The organism is Carboxylicivirga litoralis, assembly GCF_025499605.1.
In the GTDB taxonomy this organism is placed as follows: domain Bacteria; phylum Bacteroidota; class Bacteroidia; order Bacteroidales; family Marinilabiliaceae; genus Carboxylicivirga; species Carboxylicivirga litoralis.
The window spans coordinates 1-18,626 of the sequence record NZ_JAFMVC010000041.1 but is presented as its reverse complement, the minus strand read 5'-3'; the positions used below and the strand labels follow the sequence as shown (position 1 = coordinate 18,626).

General features: G+C 41.1%; 15 protein-coding genes. All 15 read right to left on the bottom strand.

The genetic code is table 11. From position 1 onward, the window contains the following. A partial coding sequence (locus J1N10_RS19555; protein ID WP_262328419.1) for a hypothetical protein occupies window positions 1-601 on the bottom strand: 601 nt, incomplete at its 3' end. Window positions 602-769: 168 nt separating this feature from the next. After that, window positions 770-1,120 carry a J domain-containing protein gene (locus tag J1N10_RS19550; RefSeq protein WP_212220869.1) on the bottom strand — a complete coding sequence of 117 codons (351 nt, stop codon included), beginning with the start codon at window positions 1,118-1,120 and terminating at the stop codon, window positions 770-772. Next, window positions 1,117-1,350, bottom strand: a complete 234-nt coding sequence (locus tag J1N10_RS19545) for a DUF4248 domain-containing protein (protein WP_262328418.1) — start codon at window positions 1,348-1,350, stop codon at window positions 1,117-1,119. The genes J1N10_RS19550 and J1N10_RS19545 overlap by 4 nt, the downstream gene beginning before the upstream one ends. A 751-nt stretch (window positions 1,351-2,101) precedes the next feature. Beyond that, complete coding sequence (locus J1N10_RS19540) at window positions 2,102-3,187, bottom strand: PCMD domain-containing protein (RefSeq protein WP_212220234.1); 1,086 nt, start codon at window positions 3,185-3,187, stop codon at window positions 2,102-2,104. Between the two features lie 12 nt (window positions 3,188-3,199). Next, window positions 3,200-3,994, bottom strand: coding sequence for a hypothetical protein (locus J1N10_RS19535; RefSeq protein ID WP_212220237.1), 795 nt, complete (start codon window positions 3,992-3,994; stop codon window positions 3,200-3,202). A gap of 11 nt (window positions 3,995-4,005) precedes the next feature. Beyond that, the gene (locus J1N10_RS19530; protein WP_212220240.1) at window positions 4,006-4,788 is read right to left on the bottom strand and encodes a hypothetical protein; all 783 of its coding nucleotides are present in this window, start codon (window positions 4,786-4,788) and stop codon (window positions 4,006-4,008) included. A gap of 479 nt (window positions 4,789-5,267) precedes the next feature. Further along, window positions 5,268-6,776: a serine hydrolase domain-containing protein gene (locus J1N10_RS19525; protein WP_212220243.1), complete on the bottom strand. Its 1,509-nt coding sequence runs from the start codon at window positions 6,774-6,776 to the stop codon at window positions 5,268-5,270. A 117-nt stretch (window positions 6,777-6,893) separates the two neighbouring features. Next, entirely contained in the window at window positions 6,894-7,895 is a 1,002-nt protein-coding gene (bla, locus tag J1N10_RS19520) for a class A beta-lactamase (RefSeq protein WP_212220246.1), read from the bottom strand. 39 nt (window positions 7,896-7,934) lie between these two features. After that, the gene (locus tag J1N10_RS19515; protein WP_212220249.1) at window positions 7,935-9,599 is read right to left on the bottom strand and encodes a M81 family metallopeptidase; all 1,665 of its coding nucleotides are present in this window, start codon (window positions 9,597-9,599) and stop codon (window positions 7,935-7,937) included. Window positions 9,600-9,660: 61 nt separating this feature from the next. After that, window positions 9,661-11,082 carry a DcaP family trimeric outer membrane transporter gene (locus J1N10_RS19510; RefSeq protein ID WP_212220252.1) on the bottom strand — a complete coding sequence of 474 codons (1,422 nt, stop codon included), beginning with the start codon at window positions 11,080-11,082 and terminating at the stop codon, window positions 9,661-9,663. Between the two features lie 104 nt (window positions 11,083-11,186). After that, window positions 11,187-12,860, bottom strand: a complete 1,674-nt coding sequence (locus J1N10_RS19505; RefSeq protein WP_212220255.1) for an amidohydrolase family protein — start codon at window positions 12,858-12,860, stop codon at window positions 11,187-11,189. 21 nt (window positions 12,861-12,881) lie between these two features. Beyond that, window positions 12,882-13,133 carry a hypothetical protein gene (locus J1N10_RS19500; protein ID WP_212220258.1) on the bottom strand — a complete coding sequence of 84 codons (252 nt, stop codon included), beginning with the start codon at window positions 13,131-13,133 and terminating at the stop codon, window positions 12,882-12,884. Between the two features lie 141 nt (window positions 13,134-13,274). Further along, window positions 13,275-15,908, bottom strand: coding sequence for a LuxR C-terminal-related transcriptional regulator (locus J1N10_RS21205; protein WP_212220262.1), 2,634 nt, complete (start codon window positions 15,906-15,908; stop codon window positions 13,275-13,277). 146 nt (window positions 15,909-16,054) lie between these two features. Next, window positions 16,055-16,357 carry a helix-turn-helix domain-containing protein gene (locus J1N10_RS19485; protein WP_262328417.1) on the bottom strand — a complete coding sequence of 101 codons (303 nt, stop codon included), beginning with the start codon at window positions 16,355-16,357 and terminating at the stop codon, window positions 16,055-16,057. 400 nt (window positions 16,358-16,757) lie between these two features. Next, window positions 16,758-18,626, bottom strand: a 1,869-nt coding sequence (locus J1N10_RS19480; RefSeq protein WP_262328416.1) for a hypothetical protein, incomplete at its 5' end; no start/stop codon positions are given.

Here is an 18,626-nt window from a genome sequence, read left to right as displayed (position 1 = left end):
TTTTTATAAATGTGTCCTGTCCGTTTGCCTTTTTTATAAGGTGGTTGAAACGTTTACCGTTTTGGGTGTTTCGTGGGCCGGATACAATGCCCAATTCGCCCAATGCTAATCCGTTCATATTTTCGTCCTCTGATAATGATTGCGTGGTAGTAAGAGTTTCGCCATTAACGCTGATGGTCATGGTGAAAGTCATATCAGCTTTAAGCTGCTCGGTATTGGAAAGCACGGAAAGAGTAAGACCTTTACCCATAAGGTTTAGGTATGGCACTTGAAAAACGATTTCAGGCTCTTGTGTTTTGCCAGCACCAATGGTAAGTCCTTTAATATCGGGAGTAGAATAAGCGACCGCCGAACCTTTGTAATTTGCAACTACCTGGTTAACGGCTAATGTGATGGGTGCTTTTGTGGGGTTGTAGCAACGGAGCTTTACGGCAAATTGAACTTCCTGTAAGTTCATCTTGTGGATGCGGAATCCTAAAAGAGCAAAATTCATTTTTGCCCCGGCAAGAAGCTTTTTGCCTTTTTTAATCAGGTAGAAACCACCGCCAACGGCTGCAACTGCTGCTAAAGTGCCTAATATTTTCTTTGTGCTTGCTTCCATAATGGAAACAAACATATAGTAGGCTAATGGTGGGGGTGTTGGAGTTTAATGGTATTTGAAGGATTTTGTAAGTGTTTGAAGAAATTTGTTAGAATTTGAGCATAAAAAAAAGTCGGTGGTCTGCCGACTTATCAAACCATTCTTACAAAAGAATAAAACAAGTCCCATTTATAGTTCATTCAAAATGTCAACTACGTGACTAATCAATGTTTTCTTTAAGGTTGATTTCGTTTTATACATTTTCTCCTGTAAGTAATGCTGAGGCACTTGCTTTTTTATCAGGACTTTGGCAAGCCTTCCTAATTCGTTTATTAATTCATTTTCTGCGGAATTAGTTTTTACTGAAGATGTAACGACCTTTTGCTTTTGTTGTAAGTTTATAAGCAAATCCTTGTATTCAGTTTGCATCTTCTGAAACTCAATAGCAGTTCCGCCTTTATCAGGGTGTAATTGCTTTGCTAATTTTCGGTAATGTAATTTGGCTTGTTCAATATCGGTTATACCTAAGAAATACTTCATAGCTGTTCAAATTCTTCAAGTGTAATACAAAAATGTTCCAAGATTAAGAGAAGTTGTTGTTTGTTATAGTAATGGCGTTTGGTTTGCCCGGTATTTGCTATCTGCTCTTTCAATTTCGGACACAGTTCAATATCTCTTCTTAATTGCTGCATGGCTGCATCAACCGATACACTATCAGGGTAAAGTTTCTTTACCAAATCCTGTTTCAATATGGTTCTGCGTACAATCATAGCGTTGGATTTGGGTTAAAAAATGAGCGATAACGCCTGCCTGTTCGACAGACAAGCACCTGAAATATTGAGTAAAGCAGACTTGTAGAGTATATTTCAACTGCTTTTGAAGGCTTTTTAATACTTTTTAGCTTATGCAGACTGCTTTTGAGGACTTTAAGACAATATTTTAAACGCTTTTTTGAATATTGAGGAAAATGAAGAGGGCTTTTTATGTGGTTAGTCAAGCTTCCAAAAAATTGTTGCCAACTTGCCGAAGTATGAGGGATTTTGGAGGCTGTTTTGAGATATTTTGATGAAAAAGGAGACTGCTTTTGAGAAAAGCAGGTAATACTATGAGAATACCACCATATTACCAGCGTATTGCAAGGAACAAAACAAAGAATAACGCAATAAATAGTAAAACCACAAAATGCTACAAACACGAAAAGCCCCGATAGGAGGCTCATTTTTAATGAATTGGAATATATATTGGGCATAATTAAAAACATTATGCCCTTGACAATTAGCACTTTAAAAATAATAAATTATCCTATAGGAGGTGCAATTTTATTAAATAAGTTGGCTGTATTCTAATTAATGATTGATGGGTTGTTAATTAATGTTTATCAATGACTTATGGCAGGCTGATGAAGCTATAAATCACATAATACATTCAAAACTTTTTCAATAAGCACGTAGAGCCTTGGAAACAAGCAAGATACGCGGCGATAGATATTGTCAACTGTTAATTAGAATAGAGCTAATAAGTTTAATCATATATCATCTCCACATCATCAATAATTAAAGTGCTTCCAATTGCTCCGGCAAAATTTGCTCCATCGAAACTCGATGACGCCACAAATGTTATGTGTGTAGGCAAAACAAATGATGCCGAATCGGCACTTACAAAGCCGTGGTCACTGGGTAACATATAATCAGGATAAGAATTATCCAACTCTCCATAAATAAATGGAATTTCAAGTGTGGTTAAAGCTTCTTGTGTTTCAGAACTTCGTACCCAGGCTGTAGCCAATCGTTCAGTTTTTCCGCCCAGTCTAATTTCTAACAAAGCATAGATATCGCAAGCATCTGGGTAATCAAGAATGTTTCCGGTTTTGTCTTTATTTTCGTCGCCGGGTACATAAGAGTATTTTAACCTTATTTTTTCGGGTCTTCCAACAAAAGGAGTACCAAATTCGATGGCTGCTTGTGGATTAGACGGGTCGATATTATCTGGATTAAACACACCTGTAAAAATGGAGCCTGCCGAAATGGGTGCGCCAAATGTGCCTGCTAATTTACCATTGTCAAGGGTAATCATTTTGGCAGCCAGATTATCTGCTCCCAGATCTTCGGGAATGGTTGCCAATTTATTTAATATTTGGGTTCCCTGGTTGCCTGTTCCCCAAATGGTGTTTGAGGCATTTTCGCCCGGCTCATAATAATCAGACGCTGTTTTGTACCACAAGCTAAAGTCTCCGTTGGCAAGCTGAGGGGTTACTGACGCAACAAATGACTCCACTTCCCAAAGGTGTATACTTCCATCTTCAGCTGTGATAGTAATATTCTGTGGTGTATTTAAGTCTAAAATATCACCGACTTTCTTATCTGACTCTGCAAAAGAAGAAAGATTAATAGACTGTATCTGAATTTCTGATAAATCAACGCCTCCCGGAATTTCTACAATCACTTTATTGCTATCAGTTAATATTTTGGCGTTGCTTGCCTGGTTGCTAACCACAATGTCTTTAATATTGCCATAAGGGGAAAGACCAAAATAATCTTCCTTTATACATGATTGTATTAGCACAATTGCAAGTAAAGGGAATACTATTGTAAGTATATTTTTTTTCATTCTATGTAAATATTATTTATTAGAACCAAAATAATAGGCTAAGCCCAATTCCAGCGATAATATGTTGATATTAAAATCTACATTCTGGCGTATTTCTCTTGATGAAGGGTCATCATTTATGCTATTTTCTGAAACTTTCAGACTATAACCCAATACATTTAATTGTATTTCAAAAGCAAAATTTTCCATGGCAAAAAATGTAACTCCGGGGCTTATGCCAACACCAAATAAATAATCGGTGCCATATTGCTTTTGTATTTCATCGTTGTATTTAATTTCGCGTTTTAAACTGTTGGCCATGCCAAATGAAACGCCTATATCGGTAAAAAAACTTAACCTCTCATTTTTAGTTAAAGGTACCGAAGACCTAAAATGTGGAGTTATAGCAAATCCTCTGGTAATTGAATTTGATTGTAAGGTATCCGGATCTCTGAAAAGGCTTCCTTCAAAATGTGTTTGATAGTAATTGAAGTTAATACCAGCCATACCATAATTTCCGGTATAATAACCTACTTTAGCCACAATGTTATAATCCAACTTTTCACCTTCAATTACTTGCTGCACTAAGTAATCGGTGTTTTCCAGTTTTTTATCTTCAAGAGAAAATGCTAGCCCCACGTATATGTTTTTCTTTTTGAAAGGGTGAAAGTTATTTTCATAATAGCTGGACATTAGATCATAAGGCGTTAAATCATTTTCAAGAGAATCGTTCACATTTTGCCCATTAAGTAAGCCAGGGAAAACAATCAATAAAGCATAAATCCAATAAAGCCATTTGACTTTTTCTGTGCAGTTTACATATCTCACAATATAGTAGATTAAAAGTTCATTTTATTACTCTTTATATATTCTTTAGTTAAATATTGAGGTGTGAAAATAACAACCCCAATCTCGAAACCAGCCCCATTTGAACCATCCAGGCATGCTCCATACGAAATGGCAGGTACAATAAAATCGTTAGGTTCCCAGCGCAAGCCCACTTTGAATTCGGGTTTTGAATAGGCCTGGCCTTCTGTTCCAAAAAGCTCTCCCACAATGGCTGTTTTAGGAATGATTTTGTAAATAGCCAAACGGGAACTCCAGGTAAAACCCCAGGCCTTTTCTTTATCAGGGCCTCTTTCGTAATCGAACAAGGCGCCCGGCATAAGATCCCACGAAATAACATTGTTAAATAGTGGTACGGTAACCGGTACGGCAGTCCATATGTTACGATGCATTTGTGTATACTCAGTATTGGTGTAATTGCCGGGTGCCTGACCAAAGCCAAGGAATACTGCTCCACCACCGTTGTTTTTTCGGTTGACCCAAAACATGTATTTGGCGTATAAGGTAGTGGTGAAATGCTGGTTGTAGTCTTTTATTCTATAATCCCGGAACAAATTACCCTGGGCAAAAAACTCAAACCGGTCTATTAAGGCAAACGACATTAACAATGTTGAATTACGTTCACCACCGGTGATAACAAAAGTTCCTGTGCCATGTGGCATTGCCAGGTAGTTGTCGGAGTTAAATTGCTGAGAAAACCCATTAAATGCTATTCCCAAAAGAACAATTGAAATCCATGTTCTTCTTTTATTTTTACTTAAAAATTGTTTATCCAAGGTGAAAAAATATTATTTAGTGTTAAAATCAAAACCAAGAACTTCTAAATACAATATAAAAAGCAAAGTCTTATGCTTTTCCTACTCCCGTAAATGCCAGCATAGCGTAAGGCCTGTAAATATTATATCGCCAAACCAAATCCGGTAAATACATACCCCGAGCATAATGGCAAAGTTTCCCCTAGGGGGTATCTGTTCAATGGCAAACATACGCTCGTCAGCATCATTAACAGATAACATCCCGGCTTTTAGCTGTGGTGAATCAGTCGTTCCCGTAAACCAAAGCTAATTTTTACCGGTGTAGATTTAAATTCAACCTGATAGCTATAACCTTTGGTCAAGCTGGTAAATAAAGATTTAAATCTGCCTGATGTTAAGTCATCTTTATGAGCGGCCATGCCAACCTTTATGATAAAACGCCAAGCATCGTCAAAGGAAACCTTTGACGATGCAAAAGACGCTTATCCTAGCCGACCCGGCTATTTGTCAAATACCGATCCGGAGACCGGGAATTCGTCGACCGCCCCTTCACCCCGAATGAAGATCCGGTGGTTGAATCGCACGTAGTTGAGTTCTCCAGACGGATCTTTGAGCAATTCACCAAGAGATCCTTTGTTTGGGCCTTCGGTGATGATAAAATAGCCCTCGGCTGTGTTGGCCACATTGGCCGGCGCTGGATCTGCTCCCTTGGTCAATAAGGAGGACTGGACATATATATATTTGTCTCCCTCTTTGCGGATCTCGATGTTTTGGGAATTGCCCTTGAAGACGCCAACAAAGGGGTCGAGCACAGAGGGATCAACGCCAGCTGCAACCGGAGACTTGGCCTCGATTTTCGTGAAGGCTTTAACCATTGCGTTCGCAACTTTTTTGTAGGCCTCGACTCCGCGATCGCTGTGTACCAAAACCACCACTGCAAAGTTGTGATCAGGGATCAACTGAAGAAAAGAACGCGTGCCTGGCCAATTCCCCCCGTGGCTGGGGCTGGTGACCCCGTCGTAGTCGTGGACAAACCATGTCAGCCCGGTAAAGTCGCCAGCCTCAGCCTCGACTGCCGGAGCGTGGGCATAGTCCAGTGCTTTTTTAGATAACAGCTGGTTCCCGGAGGCGTCCTTACCGTCCAGCTGAAAGCGGGCGTATTTCAGCATATCGGTAACCGTAGACCGGATCCCGCCGGAGGCAGCGGACTCTCTTATCATGGGAATGTAGTACGGCTTGAGATCACTGATGCTGCCTTCCCCGTAGATCGGTGGATGACCCCATGCGTAATTTTTAGCCGGAGGGGTGGTTTCGTAATTAAAGGATGACGCATCCATGCCGAGTGGTGCTAACAGTTGCTCTTCGATCAGTGTCTCGATCGGCTTTCCTCCGACATGCGACACCACATGGGTAGCGAAGGTGATACTGGTGTTGTTGTACATCCAGGTTTGATCGAACGGATAGATCTGCTCGACGTAAGCCGCCTGGAGCATGACCTTCTCGCTGATCGACCCACCCGGAGGAACACGAAGGAACCCATGGTCGCCATACCAGCCAGCGCGATGGTGGAACAGGTCAACGACCCGCGCTTTCGACGTCGCGTCGGGATCCGAAACCCTCCACCAAGGCAGAATGTCCACGACACGCGCGTTCAAATCCAGAATGCCCTGTTCGGACTGCTGCATGGCCACCGTTGAAAGGAAGGTTTTTGTCACAGAGCCAATTTGAAATTGCGTAGCGGGGGTAACGGCCTCGTCGGTGCCTACCTTGGTGACACCGAGTCCGGCGCTGTAGGAGTTGTCTCCGTAGATGACACCGACAGCAAGCCCCGGGATGTTCATTTCCTTGATCAGTTCAGCAGTTTCGGCGACAACCGCATCGAAGGCTGCCTGCCCCTCCTGCTTTGTCATTGTTTTTTTGGACTGCTGCTTTTTCTGAGCAAATGCTGGTTGAACTGCAAATAATGCCGAGATTATTACAGTAAATAATAGTTTCATCTTTCTATTCATCTTTCTATTCTTTTAAAAATTAATCATTGAGTCTAGTTTATTTGAGTGCCTAAGGCTTTGGTTCAGTGGTGACTCATGGCGCTGTCCGCTGTAACCAATTGTTAGGCGCGATAAAGTTTATTTGTCTTGTGACTTTAAATAATAGAAGTCGAATAAAGTCCGGGTAACTTCAGCAATGGCCCGATCACGATCAGCTTCCGAGGTTGTACTGCTTTTGGTGAATACCACGATAGCAAAACGTCGGCCGTCGGGTAGCGTTACATACCCCACGTCATTAGCAACACCACCAATCGTTCCTGTTTTATGGGCAACCGGGGTTCGCCTTGGTAAAAGACCTTTTAGCCTTCCATTACCTGTACGAGTGCGCGACATTGTAGCAAGCAGGAATTCGCGGCTTTCCTCACTCAAGGCCTTTCCGCTGTCGATAGCCAACAGCAATTGTAACATGGTATTTGGTGAGCACTGATCACGTGGGTCTTCTTGTTCGAACTTAAGGTTTCGAAGTGGTTGCTTTGCCGCCAGTGTTGGATCTTTGGCAAGGGCCTCTGCAAGAACGGATGCATAAGCCTTGTCGTGTAAACCATAGAAGTCCCTTAAAATTTCGCTGGTATATCGATCAACTCGTAAATCTGTTATTCCAATACTTTGCATCATTTTCGTTACTGCTTCCGGACCACCCGCTAGTTTTAGACAGGCGTCCGTCGCGGTATTGTCACTTAAGGTTATCATTGGTTCAATTAAATTGGCTACCGATAACTTAATGCCAGGGTGCACGAAGTTCACTGCGATAGCACCGTCACCTGTAACCATGGTTTCTTGTTCAACATCAATTAAATCGGTAAGTTTAAGTTCACCTTTATCGATACGGTCCAGCAAGGCGACGGCAATGGCTACTTTATAGGTGCTCGCCATTACAAACTGTTCATCGCCGTTTACTGTGATTATCTCCTTAGAGCCAATTTCCTGTGCGGCCACACCAATGCGGCCAACCAGCCCCTCCGAAATTTTCTCAATCTTCTGAGAAATAGCTTCAACATTTTGTTTTTGAGCAAATGTTGGCTGAACTGCAAATAATGCCGAGATTATTACAGCAAATAATAGTTTCATGCTTCTTTTCATATTTCTTTTCTTTTAAATATTAATAATTATCGATTTATATTAATCTCCTATACTAAAAGTTGCGTTTTCGTTTAGAGGGTAGATAGGATATGTTAGCTGGGTGTGCTCGAAAAGTGTAATATCGCGACTAGTGGTTCCGGGAACATCAGCAATCAGTATTTTGTCGGTAAAGTTTTTATAGAACGCCCGAAAGTGCATCCCGCTTTTAACACCTATAACGTCATATTCCTGAATGATGATGCCATGAGGCCGTCCCTGCGTATCATCATAGGTCTGGCATAGGCCGGAAATAACGATGACATCCACCGTATTCTCCGCTTCGATGACCAACCTAACGGTAGGGCCAAGCTGGAATGGGCCGTTGAAAGCGGTCCCTCCACGAACGACCTCATTCCCATCCGAAATGGACTTGACATAGGCTTTGGTCTTGATCGGTTCTCCCGCCAATTTCTCAAATTTGCCACCGAGGCTCACATCGATTGTTGCTCCGACACCGGCAGCGGCTGCTGCCTTTGCAGTTTCTGGATCGTGTATGGACATGAAAGCGACTTTTCCCAGGCCTTTGGTCTCCATAAGGGCCTTCAGCAGGTGGGTGCCGCCACCTCCGGCTCCGCCACCGGGATTATCCGCAGCGTCTCCTATCACGATAGGTGTATGGTCGATGATATCGCCTTTTGTGGGTTGTTTACGTACATAGTGGCCGTCCTTTTCGAGCGTGGCCAGCACAGTGCCCATAGTTTTATCCAAAGTTTCTAATGGTAGGATGGACTCTTTCCGGTGATCCCATATCCACTGCGCGAGTTCGTCTACCAGTTCTTCCGCCAGTTTGGGGTTATTTTCGGTAGTAACCATCGGGAACACGCCACAAAAGTCGCTGTCCTGGTAAGGGAAACCATGCATAGCAGAGCAGTTAATAACACCGGGCCGCTTTTCTATTTCAATGCACTTTTCTTTCAATCGATTTGCAAAAGTGCCCTCCTCTTCGGTATTACTCATCCCCATCATCAGTGGCACTTTGCGATAGGCGGCGGTAGGATGCGATTCTCCTGCCAGGATTGCAGCGCCACGATACATCGCATCACGTGCGCAGGCATTCATATCCATGTGAGGATATTCTTTGCAGGCACTGAAGAAATTCATATTGTCCTTCATTTTCTCTGTGATCTTGCCATGCAGGTCGCCGCTCCAGACGATCATCGTCTCCTTTCCGACTATTTCTCTGACCGACTCCGCTAAGTCTCCTTCCAGATCGGGCGTGCTGTTCACCATGCCGGCACCGTGAACACCAAGGTAGACGATGTCTATGGGTAACTGTGATTTCAGTGTGTCCAGGATCTCCTTTTTGGCATCTTTCCAGGCCTGATCGTTCACCGTGCTAAAGCACCAGTCTATATAGTACAAGACACCCGGAAGCAGCTCCCAGCCTTTTTCTTCGCACACATCCACAGCCCCGCCAATGGCTGTCCCTTTCAACTGATTCCTGATCTGATCGCCCCGGAATGTGCGCATTCTGTCGAGCGTGGTTTCGCCCATACCTTCGGTGAGGTAGGTGTTGGTTTCATGGAAAAAACCAACATAGGAGACTCTTAATTTTTTGGAATTTTTCATTTGTTCTCCTTTTCCAATGTTGAAGGACAGCAAAGGTACTGCTGCTGCAGCAAGAGATACAAAGACAGCTAGTGTAATAAGTTTTCTTCTTTTCATAAGGGTTGATTTAAATCAAAAAAATGTTTTTGTTTATAGTTCTTGTTAAATAATTGCGCTATTAAAAATCAAATTTTACCATGGCCTGTAAGCGATTTGCACGCCCAAAATCACTGTTTTTATTTCTGCGTTCGCCCCACATATATTCAATGCCCGTATAAAAACGCTCGGTTGCCTGATAAATAAGATTTATGTGCGCAATAGCTGCTGCTTTCATCGATTCAGGAGCGCGGTATACTGACGGATCGAGTGCAGTATAAGCCAGGGATGCATTCGTGGTAAATTTGTCGTTCCATTTATGGACATAACCAAGTACAATTGCTGCAGCAGGCATGGTTTCAAGCTCGCCATCAGGAGTAAGGATTGCATTGGAATTACTTCCCGTGAGGGCCATAATATTATCTCCGGAACCCATGCCTAGCGCCACATTAAAGGTAAAAAAGTCTTTGCCGATATACTGGCGTCCTCCAATTACAGCAGCTAACTGCGTGGCTGTAGTGTAAAGACTATCTCCTCCATCCCAGCGCATTTGGGCAAGATTTACACCCAAAGCAACCATTCCTGTTTTCCAGCTGTAATCTAAGCGTCCAGCTAAAGCAGGCAGGCCGAGGCTTGAGCTGCCTGGGTGGTTAAAGGCATTATCTATGCCTATATAATCCATCATCTCTAATCCCAGTGCCCACTTCCATTTATCGTTAATACGGTTCTGGTACTTTACTTGAGTTGCTCTTCCACCATATAAGGCATCACCGGCGGCAAAATCAATTAAATTAGGGATCGACTCCATAATAGACGTTGTTGTCCATGTTTGCCCGAAAATGAAATTGCCGGCAACAATGTAGGCATGTCTTAAGCGAAAGTATGAGCTGCCGGTACTTGACCAGAAATCCCCTTCAATAAAAATATTCAAGGGTACTTTGCCCGGAGTTGTACGGCGCATGTCGAAGTTAATCCTTGATTCGCGAGCGAACATATTAAAGTAACCACGGTTGGCATCTTCAGGTGATCCTTCCGCTGGTATTTGAGACATTAAAAACTGATATCGGTCCCCTGATCCATTAATGTCATACAGCATATCCAGTTTAACCCTGCCGCCAATTTTCATGCGGTATTCAGAGCCAAACATAGGCCACGAAGCCGGAAAATTATCTTCCACCAGTTCACTACCGGTTAATAACTGGTGTGATTCTCTTAATTCAGATTTAGGAATGTCCACCATTTGTGAAGCAGTAGTGTTGCCTGCCCGTTCAGGCGCTAGTTTTTCCTGCACTTTTTGCTTGTCTCCCTCCAGTTCTGCAATTCGCATTTCCAGTTCATCCATCCGGTTTAGCCGCTCTTTGAGTAGTTGATTCTCTTTTCTTAGGGAATCGGCTTCTTGTGAGGACACTGTAACTGGTAAAAAAAACAGCAGGAATAACAGGCTCACAATACTGAAATTGTCAATTCGCCGACTATTAATTTTTAAGGGTGAGGTAAGTCTCATTATCATTTTGTTTTTATTTGTGATAGTATGGCAGTATCTGTGGATAACTGCGCAAATAAGCAGTGAGTCGATTATTCCTCAAATCGACTCACTGTTCGGTGACTTTAGTGTTTATGTCCTTCTGCATCAGCAAAGTCGCAGCATTTTAAGCCTGCTCCACCAAAGTCCTGAGGAACAGTATAAAATTCTTTTTGCCAACTATCAATATTCAAAGGCACAAGTTTACTCTCTGCTATAGGCTCGAAACGGATAGCTTGCCCCGGATTAACATTGTCGGGCATGCATTCAGAATCTTTTACAACAATAACTCCATTCACTAAAACGTATGGAATTCCGGACGATGGCGCGGTTCCCTTCGCATAGGTTGCATTGTCTTTTACATTCTCAGGACTGAAGATGGTGATGTCAGCCACCATACCTTCCTGCATACGACCACGCACCTGCATGGCTTTTAAACCCATTTCACCCAAAGGTTTGGCGCTATTGTAACTGGTCATAGAAACCAATTGCATTAATGGAACGTTATTGTCCTGGCCTAAGCGCAAAGCTTTCGCAAATGCACCAGAAGTTCGGGGATGGACATTTGGCATGTCTTCAAAAGGTGTATTTCTGGTCAGACCCGTATCAGGAATTAAAGGCATACCATCGCTACCAATGGCCACCTTTGGCATTTTTAGCCAGTCAACAATGGCTTCCACTGGCATTTTGTAAACGATAACAGCTCTGGTGGGTTCTTTTTTCAACATTTCCTCACGGCTTTTCTGAGTATAGAATTCGCCAGTTGCTACATCTTGCACGGTTTCTTCGTATTTGTTACCTAAAGATTTTACCCAAACATCGGGCTCAAGAAAAACGGCATTTAAAGCGGTAGAACCTGCAGCATAAGGATATACTTCGCCCCATACATTGTAGCCGCGTTCACGCATTTTAACCAATAATTCGTGTACCAAATTGTATCCGGGATTATTGAAATGGATGGCAATAGCTGGCGCGCCCAGGGCTGCCGCATTGGCCAACATTTCCTGTATACCATTTACCTCGGCCACATCGTTACCCGGAGTTCCTCTAAAATGCATACCTATTTGACGGCCATAGGCGCCGGCTAATTTTTGCAATTCATAAATTTCACGTGTTGACACACCCTCGCGCATATAACCCACCGTAGAACCGATGCCAATACCTCCCTGACGCAAACCTTCATCCATCTGTGCTAAAATTTCGTTTCCTTGCTCCAGATTAGGTCTTGTTTTCGACCAACCTTGTTTTACACGGGATTTTAAAGCATCCATTGTATAAAAGTATTCCCACTCATTGAAACCATCGAGTACAGCTGCACGTGCCAACTCATGAGCAACGGCCACTCCATAATTTAAAGGAGCCTTCCCTTCACGGCGTTTATACCACTCATCTAATTTGGGCCCATAGGCTCCAACTTCCAAATCCATAATGGTAGTACGACCATCGCGAAGCATTAGGCGATACATATAAGGCTCCAAGCAATGCTGGTGACCATCAATAAAACCGGGAGCAACTACATGACCAGTAGCATCAATAGTTTCTTTACCTTTGATTTCACTTTCGGTGATAATGGCAATTTTACCATCCTTAATACCAACATTCCGAATGCCATCGAAATTGGTTTCGGGGTCCATTACCCGGCCATTTAAAATGACCACATCAAATTCCTGATTCGGATCGGCAGCTTTTTTAGTAGCTGTTTGCTGACAGCTCGTAAAAATAAGAGCTGTAATAAATAAGGCAAAAATTATTCTTTTCATAGTAAAAAGTTTAGTTGATATCTATTGTTTTATTATTTGAACGGATTTGATCGTAAAGTGAATATCATGTAAGGTATTTAATAGCCCCATTAGCGCCGACTGATCTGGCAACCAGCCAATAAGGCTAATGATGTCAGAGTCAGTCTCCTGCCGCACTTGCATGTCATCAGTCATTTGTATCAGCGTAGTGGTGATCGTACCCTTTAATCTTATCTGATAAATGGCTGCATTATTAGGTATGGTTTTCTCTTGAGCAAACATTTCCTCTCTCATATTACATCACAGTTACAACGCCAATAATTAGTTTTTTGTAAAAGCTAGTCATGGCATTTTTAATAATACTTTAACGCAGCACAAGGTACGACAACACAAAAGCGCAATGCATCGTCTAAAAGTCGTAAAAAGGTATGATTACTAGGAAAAAATTGCCATACTCTTTACTTTATTGAGCATGGAAGTTCGATTGGGAACGTCGAGTTTACGATAGATATGGGTTAGATGACTCTTTACTGTAACAACAGAGATGTTTAACTCATCCGCAATTTCCTTATTTCGCAGACCGGTTGCAATTAGCTGAATGACTTGCTGCTCACGAAGGGATAATTCATCAGATGCAGCATTTGAGACAGGCGGTAACTCAGAATTTGAAGTATTTAAACCTATTCTGTATAAGAGTCTGCGAAAATTCGGGGATTGATTGACCAGATCGAATAAGGATGGCATAATATGGTGTGCTTCAATAATTGGTCGAATATTATCGTTCTGTTCAGCAAGTGTTAAAGCTTTATTAAGAGACGCTTTAGCATCTTCTTTTCTACCAATCCGGACTAGCGCCATTGCCTTCAGAAGCTCAATTTCAATAGTGTGATAATTGTTATGTACCTCATTCAGAAAAGCTTCTACCTCTGAAAGAACACAAAGCGCCTCTTCAACTTGTAATATAGAACCATGGTTTACAATGATTCTTATTTTGGTAAGTTCAGGTACATCCATCATGAACACATACAGTCCTTGAACTTGATTTAGCCAATTCATTTGAGCCCATTCCAACTCCATTTTTCCCAATCCTTTATGCAGATTAACCCTTGCTTTTACAGAACGTGCATAGGTCTGAAACTTTGGATTTTTAAATTTTTCAGATATCTGTTCCATTGTAAGCTGCATTGAATCAGCTTCTTTGGCATCTCCCTTTAGAGAATGCGACAAAACTAATCCTGCCAAGGCATCAAAATATACCCTATAATTAAAAACCTTGTCATAGCTTATAACCTCTCTAAGTGATTGAGAAGCCTTGTCCAAATTTGCTGTTTGAAATGCACTATTGCCAAGCAAATACAAACTCCACGCTCTCATAATTTTCAATTCACCCTTCTTGGCAATAAAGTGGAATTTTTCAGATTCAACCTCTGATTCTTTAAAATTTCCGGATTGTAAATGAACATATATCCTGGCATGCAATGAACGCATATGCATAACAGAACCGTACTGAAAGTTTTTATCATGCTCATTAAGGAGTTTCAAAGCCAAAGTTGACCTCCCCAACATTTGTCTTGTGTTTGCTGTTATTAATTCTCTGCGCCCGCCAAACATACCTGTTTCGTCATGATACAAAGCTTTGGATTGTTCCAGGCATTCTAAGGCTTTTTCAGGGTTGGGGCTAATATAGGTTAAATAATAGCCCAAATGATATAGGTAAAGAGATTGATTCTTTTTGCTAGAGTTTTTAACACCAACGGACTCAAGCGTATCTAATAAAAAAGAAAATTCCTTAACTTCATAAGTTTCCTGACAGAAATACAATTCTATTAGCAGCAAATCTATATTGCTCATTCGTATTTCCTCAGGAATATTTTCTATCCATCTCTTCACAACCCACCATTCGCCTAACTCAAATTTTGAGGTAGTATGCTCTACAATCAGATTGCCAGCCCTATTGTAATTTTCAGCCAAAATCGCATAATGAATAGCTTCATCAATTAGTCCCTTGCCTGCAAACCAAGAACTTATATGAATGTAAAGTGGATTAATGAGTTTAGGTTCTTTTATCTTCAATCGCCTTTTCAGAACATCTCCAAATAGATGATGGAAGCGAAACCAGCTACACTCATCTCCGGTAGGAATAAGAAAAAGATTTGAATCTATTAATTGTTCAAGGAAATTATTTGCCCCTCCTGATTCGTTGAGAGAAAAGCTGAATATTGAATCGATAAGCTCCTTGTTGAATTGTTCGCAGAGCGAGCAGAGTTGCATTTGTCTGAAAAACTCCGGACTAAAATTATCACCAATATGATCGATGAGAATATCCAGATCATTCGTCACATAATCGAGAGATCCTTTTCTACCCTCCTTGTATGGAGCCGGCTTTGCCAGGAGCATCATCCTGATACCCATTATCCAGCCCTCGGCTCGGAACAAAAGTTCGTTAACTTCATCTTGACTGAAATTAAACGTGGGCTTCATTTTAAGAAGTTCTCCAATTTCATTATTATTAAATCGGAGCTCATGCATCCTTATTTCCAGCAACTTTTGATAGAGTCGCAATTGTCTGAATTGAAGTGGCGGATCACGACGGGTAATGAGGACCAGTTGAAAATTATTGATATTTTCCTTAAGAATGGCGTTGATTAACTGATGGATTTCCTGATTCCGGATTAAATGATAGTCATCCAAAATCAGCCGGGCGTATTCGTTAAAAGTATTAATTTTATTAATAATTAAATCGATTATTGTTTCCCATGCAAGAAAATGGTATTGTTGAGCCAAATCTTTTAGGTCTGCCCAATTAACTGCACAGCATCTTTCAAGGCTTTCGATGAAATAAGTCAGGAACAAAGTTGAATCACTCATTGCCTGATTTAGTGCTAACCAACAGTATTTTGTTTCATGCTTTTCAAGCCATTGACTAATAAGGATGCTCTTACCATAACCAGCAGGTGCCGAGACTAAAATAAGTGGTAAATGACTGCTATCTTCTAGTTTGCGAATCAGATGTGGCCTTAAAAGAAGATCATCAGAAATTTTTGGTCTATTTAGTTTGGTATGCAGCATTGAGTAATTTAACTAGAAATAAGGTTGATTCAGTTATTTTATCTTGATAATAACATTGGCACTTTGGATTTGTTTAAAAAACAATCTTCAATTGTTGGTTTGGTTTTATTTTTACTGTTAATACTAATGTCAGCATAACAAATACTCTATTCTGTCAGCTCTTTATGGGTTTTTAATACTAACTCTAAGGCTTCAATTACATATTTATTGCTTTTTAATAATTCATTAATCTGACTTGCAAGCCATAAAGTCATCAATTCCTTTTCTTCTACATCAAATAGCTTTGCCATAACAGCCACCTGTTCTTTTTTAGCTCGTCTGTCTCCTCTTTCTATTTTGCTATAAAGGGGAGTGTCAATATCTAAGCTGTATGCCATTTGACGTTGAAGTAGGTTGTTTTCTTCTCGAAGTTCTTTTATCCTTTTTCCAAAAAAACATGAATCTTTCATATTTGACTTGTCATAATTTGTATAAAAATATAAAATTCAGATTAAATATCTGATTGTTTTAAGGTTAAATTAATGTGAATAAGAAATAAGCTAATGCTTTTCTGTGGGCTATGGTATTTTTATTAAACCGTCCTCATCCCTCACTTTTTATTTATATATCACATTATCAACGCACTAAACTGAGGACAATGAGGACAGGTGAGGGACGAGAGCCGTTTTTCCCTCACTCGTCCCTCATTTATCCCTCGTTCATCCCTCATCCGTCCTCACTTATTTTTAGAGTAAAAAAATATATAGTATTAAATATCAATCTATTAATATCTATCCTCATAGAGATTGAGGAAATGAGGACGATTTTTGCTTTAATACCATAGCTAAAGTAAAACTGCATAGTTTTATTTTATAAGGTTATCCTTTCCAATTCGATGCCCTGGTCTTTGAGCATGTCATAATTAAGTATGTAGGCACTTGTCCGGCTTTTGCCAAACAATACATTCTTCCTACGGTGTTCTATAAATGAGCGGTGTTTCTTCAGGTACTCACCAACAACCGCCTGGTCAAGTGTGGTCAATCCTTCTTTTCGTGCCTGTTCCCTGTACAGTCCATGTATCGAGCCAACTCTCAGGTAAAGTTGTTTGCTATTGTTTTCACCAACCACAATCTTGTAATGTACATCCTCGGTAAGTTTGTACAGATTAACCAAAGATTGAAGCACATGAAAGTATTGCTCCACTTCATCGCTCTGGTGCTGTACCGATATGGTAAGTTTTGCAGAGCGGATTAAAGCCTGTTTTGCTGTTTGGTAATCAAATGGAAACTCCAAATCGGAATGCTCCATAAGAATTTTCATTGGAGTAAGCACCGATGAAATATTGAGTACCGTCCTTCGGTCAACATTGCCGTATTCCCTGGTAAGTTCATCCATGACCTCTGAACTAACACCCGGTTCCTCTTTTGAGTAATGTTCTTCAACCAAATACCGAAAATCAAAAACGGAACATGTAATATTGGTAAACTGTAAACTTTCCTCGGCTGCTTTAAATGATTTTAAATCGGAATAGTTCCCCCGGTTGGTATCATCAAATTCGCCCAATAAACTACGGCTACATAAAGCAGGGTCTTGTGTCGGTAAATCCTGACCGCTAATTATACCCGAACCCCTGGGCTTGGCAATACGTGTTTCATTACCACCCGATTTTACACCTGTCAATTTTCCGTTTCGGTCTGCAATACCTTTTAACGCCTCGATGGTATTTTTGTGAATGCTATTCTTGTACTCATTACCCCAAAACGGATGGTTAGTCGTAGAATCCATACTACGCTGCATACCTGTACTTGTACTCCCTGATGCGAGGTTAATACCGTCCTCCATCGGTGGCTTGCCAAACATATACATGATACTACGAGCTGCGGTACTCTTACCTGATTGGCGTTTCCCAAACAGAAACAGTAAAGGAAAATACCCGAAATTGGCTTTGTAGATAAGGTCACTAAAAACGGTTGATATGTAATAAGCAATCAATAATTCAGCATTACCGGGATAAACACTACTCATTGAAGTTGCCCATTTTCCGAAGTTCCAATCGTTGCCTTTTATCGGCTTCACATACTTTGAGTTTTCTTTGAATGGATTACCACCATCGGTACTGCCAATTTTAAGAGCTTTACCATAGGGTAGATAGAAGAAATGCAACAAATGAACCTGGCTCTGTTTAATATTCTCCTTTAGCTTATCTTTTCCATACTTGCCGATAAATTCTGCTGTGGTATTGAGTACATGAAAGGTATCGTTAATTCGTATCTGACTTTCCGGAGGAATGTTTTCAAATTCATCCATATTGTTTATTTGTGTAGCGTGTGTAGTGATACCGTATTCATCAATTGGATGAAAGTTTTTAGTATAGTACAAGCCGTTTGCAAATACCCAAAAGCGGTTTTCCTCATTGTAACCTACACGCTCCAACTCTTTGGCTTCGGGTATTCCAAGCAGCTTTACGTTTTTAATATTGTCGAGCTGGCTATCGTTCCCATACCAAAAGAATCCATGACGGCGGTGTACCTGTTTCTTGAAAGATGCAGGGGTACAAAAATCATCAGATGAAATAATAGCCAGGCGTTTTCTTCCGTATTGGCTCATCAGGCGCAAAACATATTTCAGGTCGGTTCTTCCTTGAGGGTCTTTATGGAACACACAGAATAAGGCTTCAAAAGTAAAGTTTGATATTTGCTTCGGGTTCTTTCCTTCAACCGTCCAATAAGCTCCATCTTC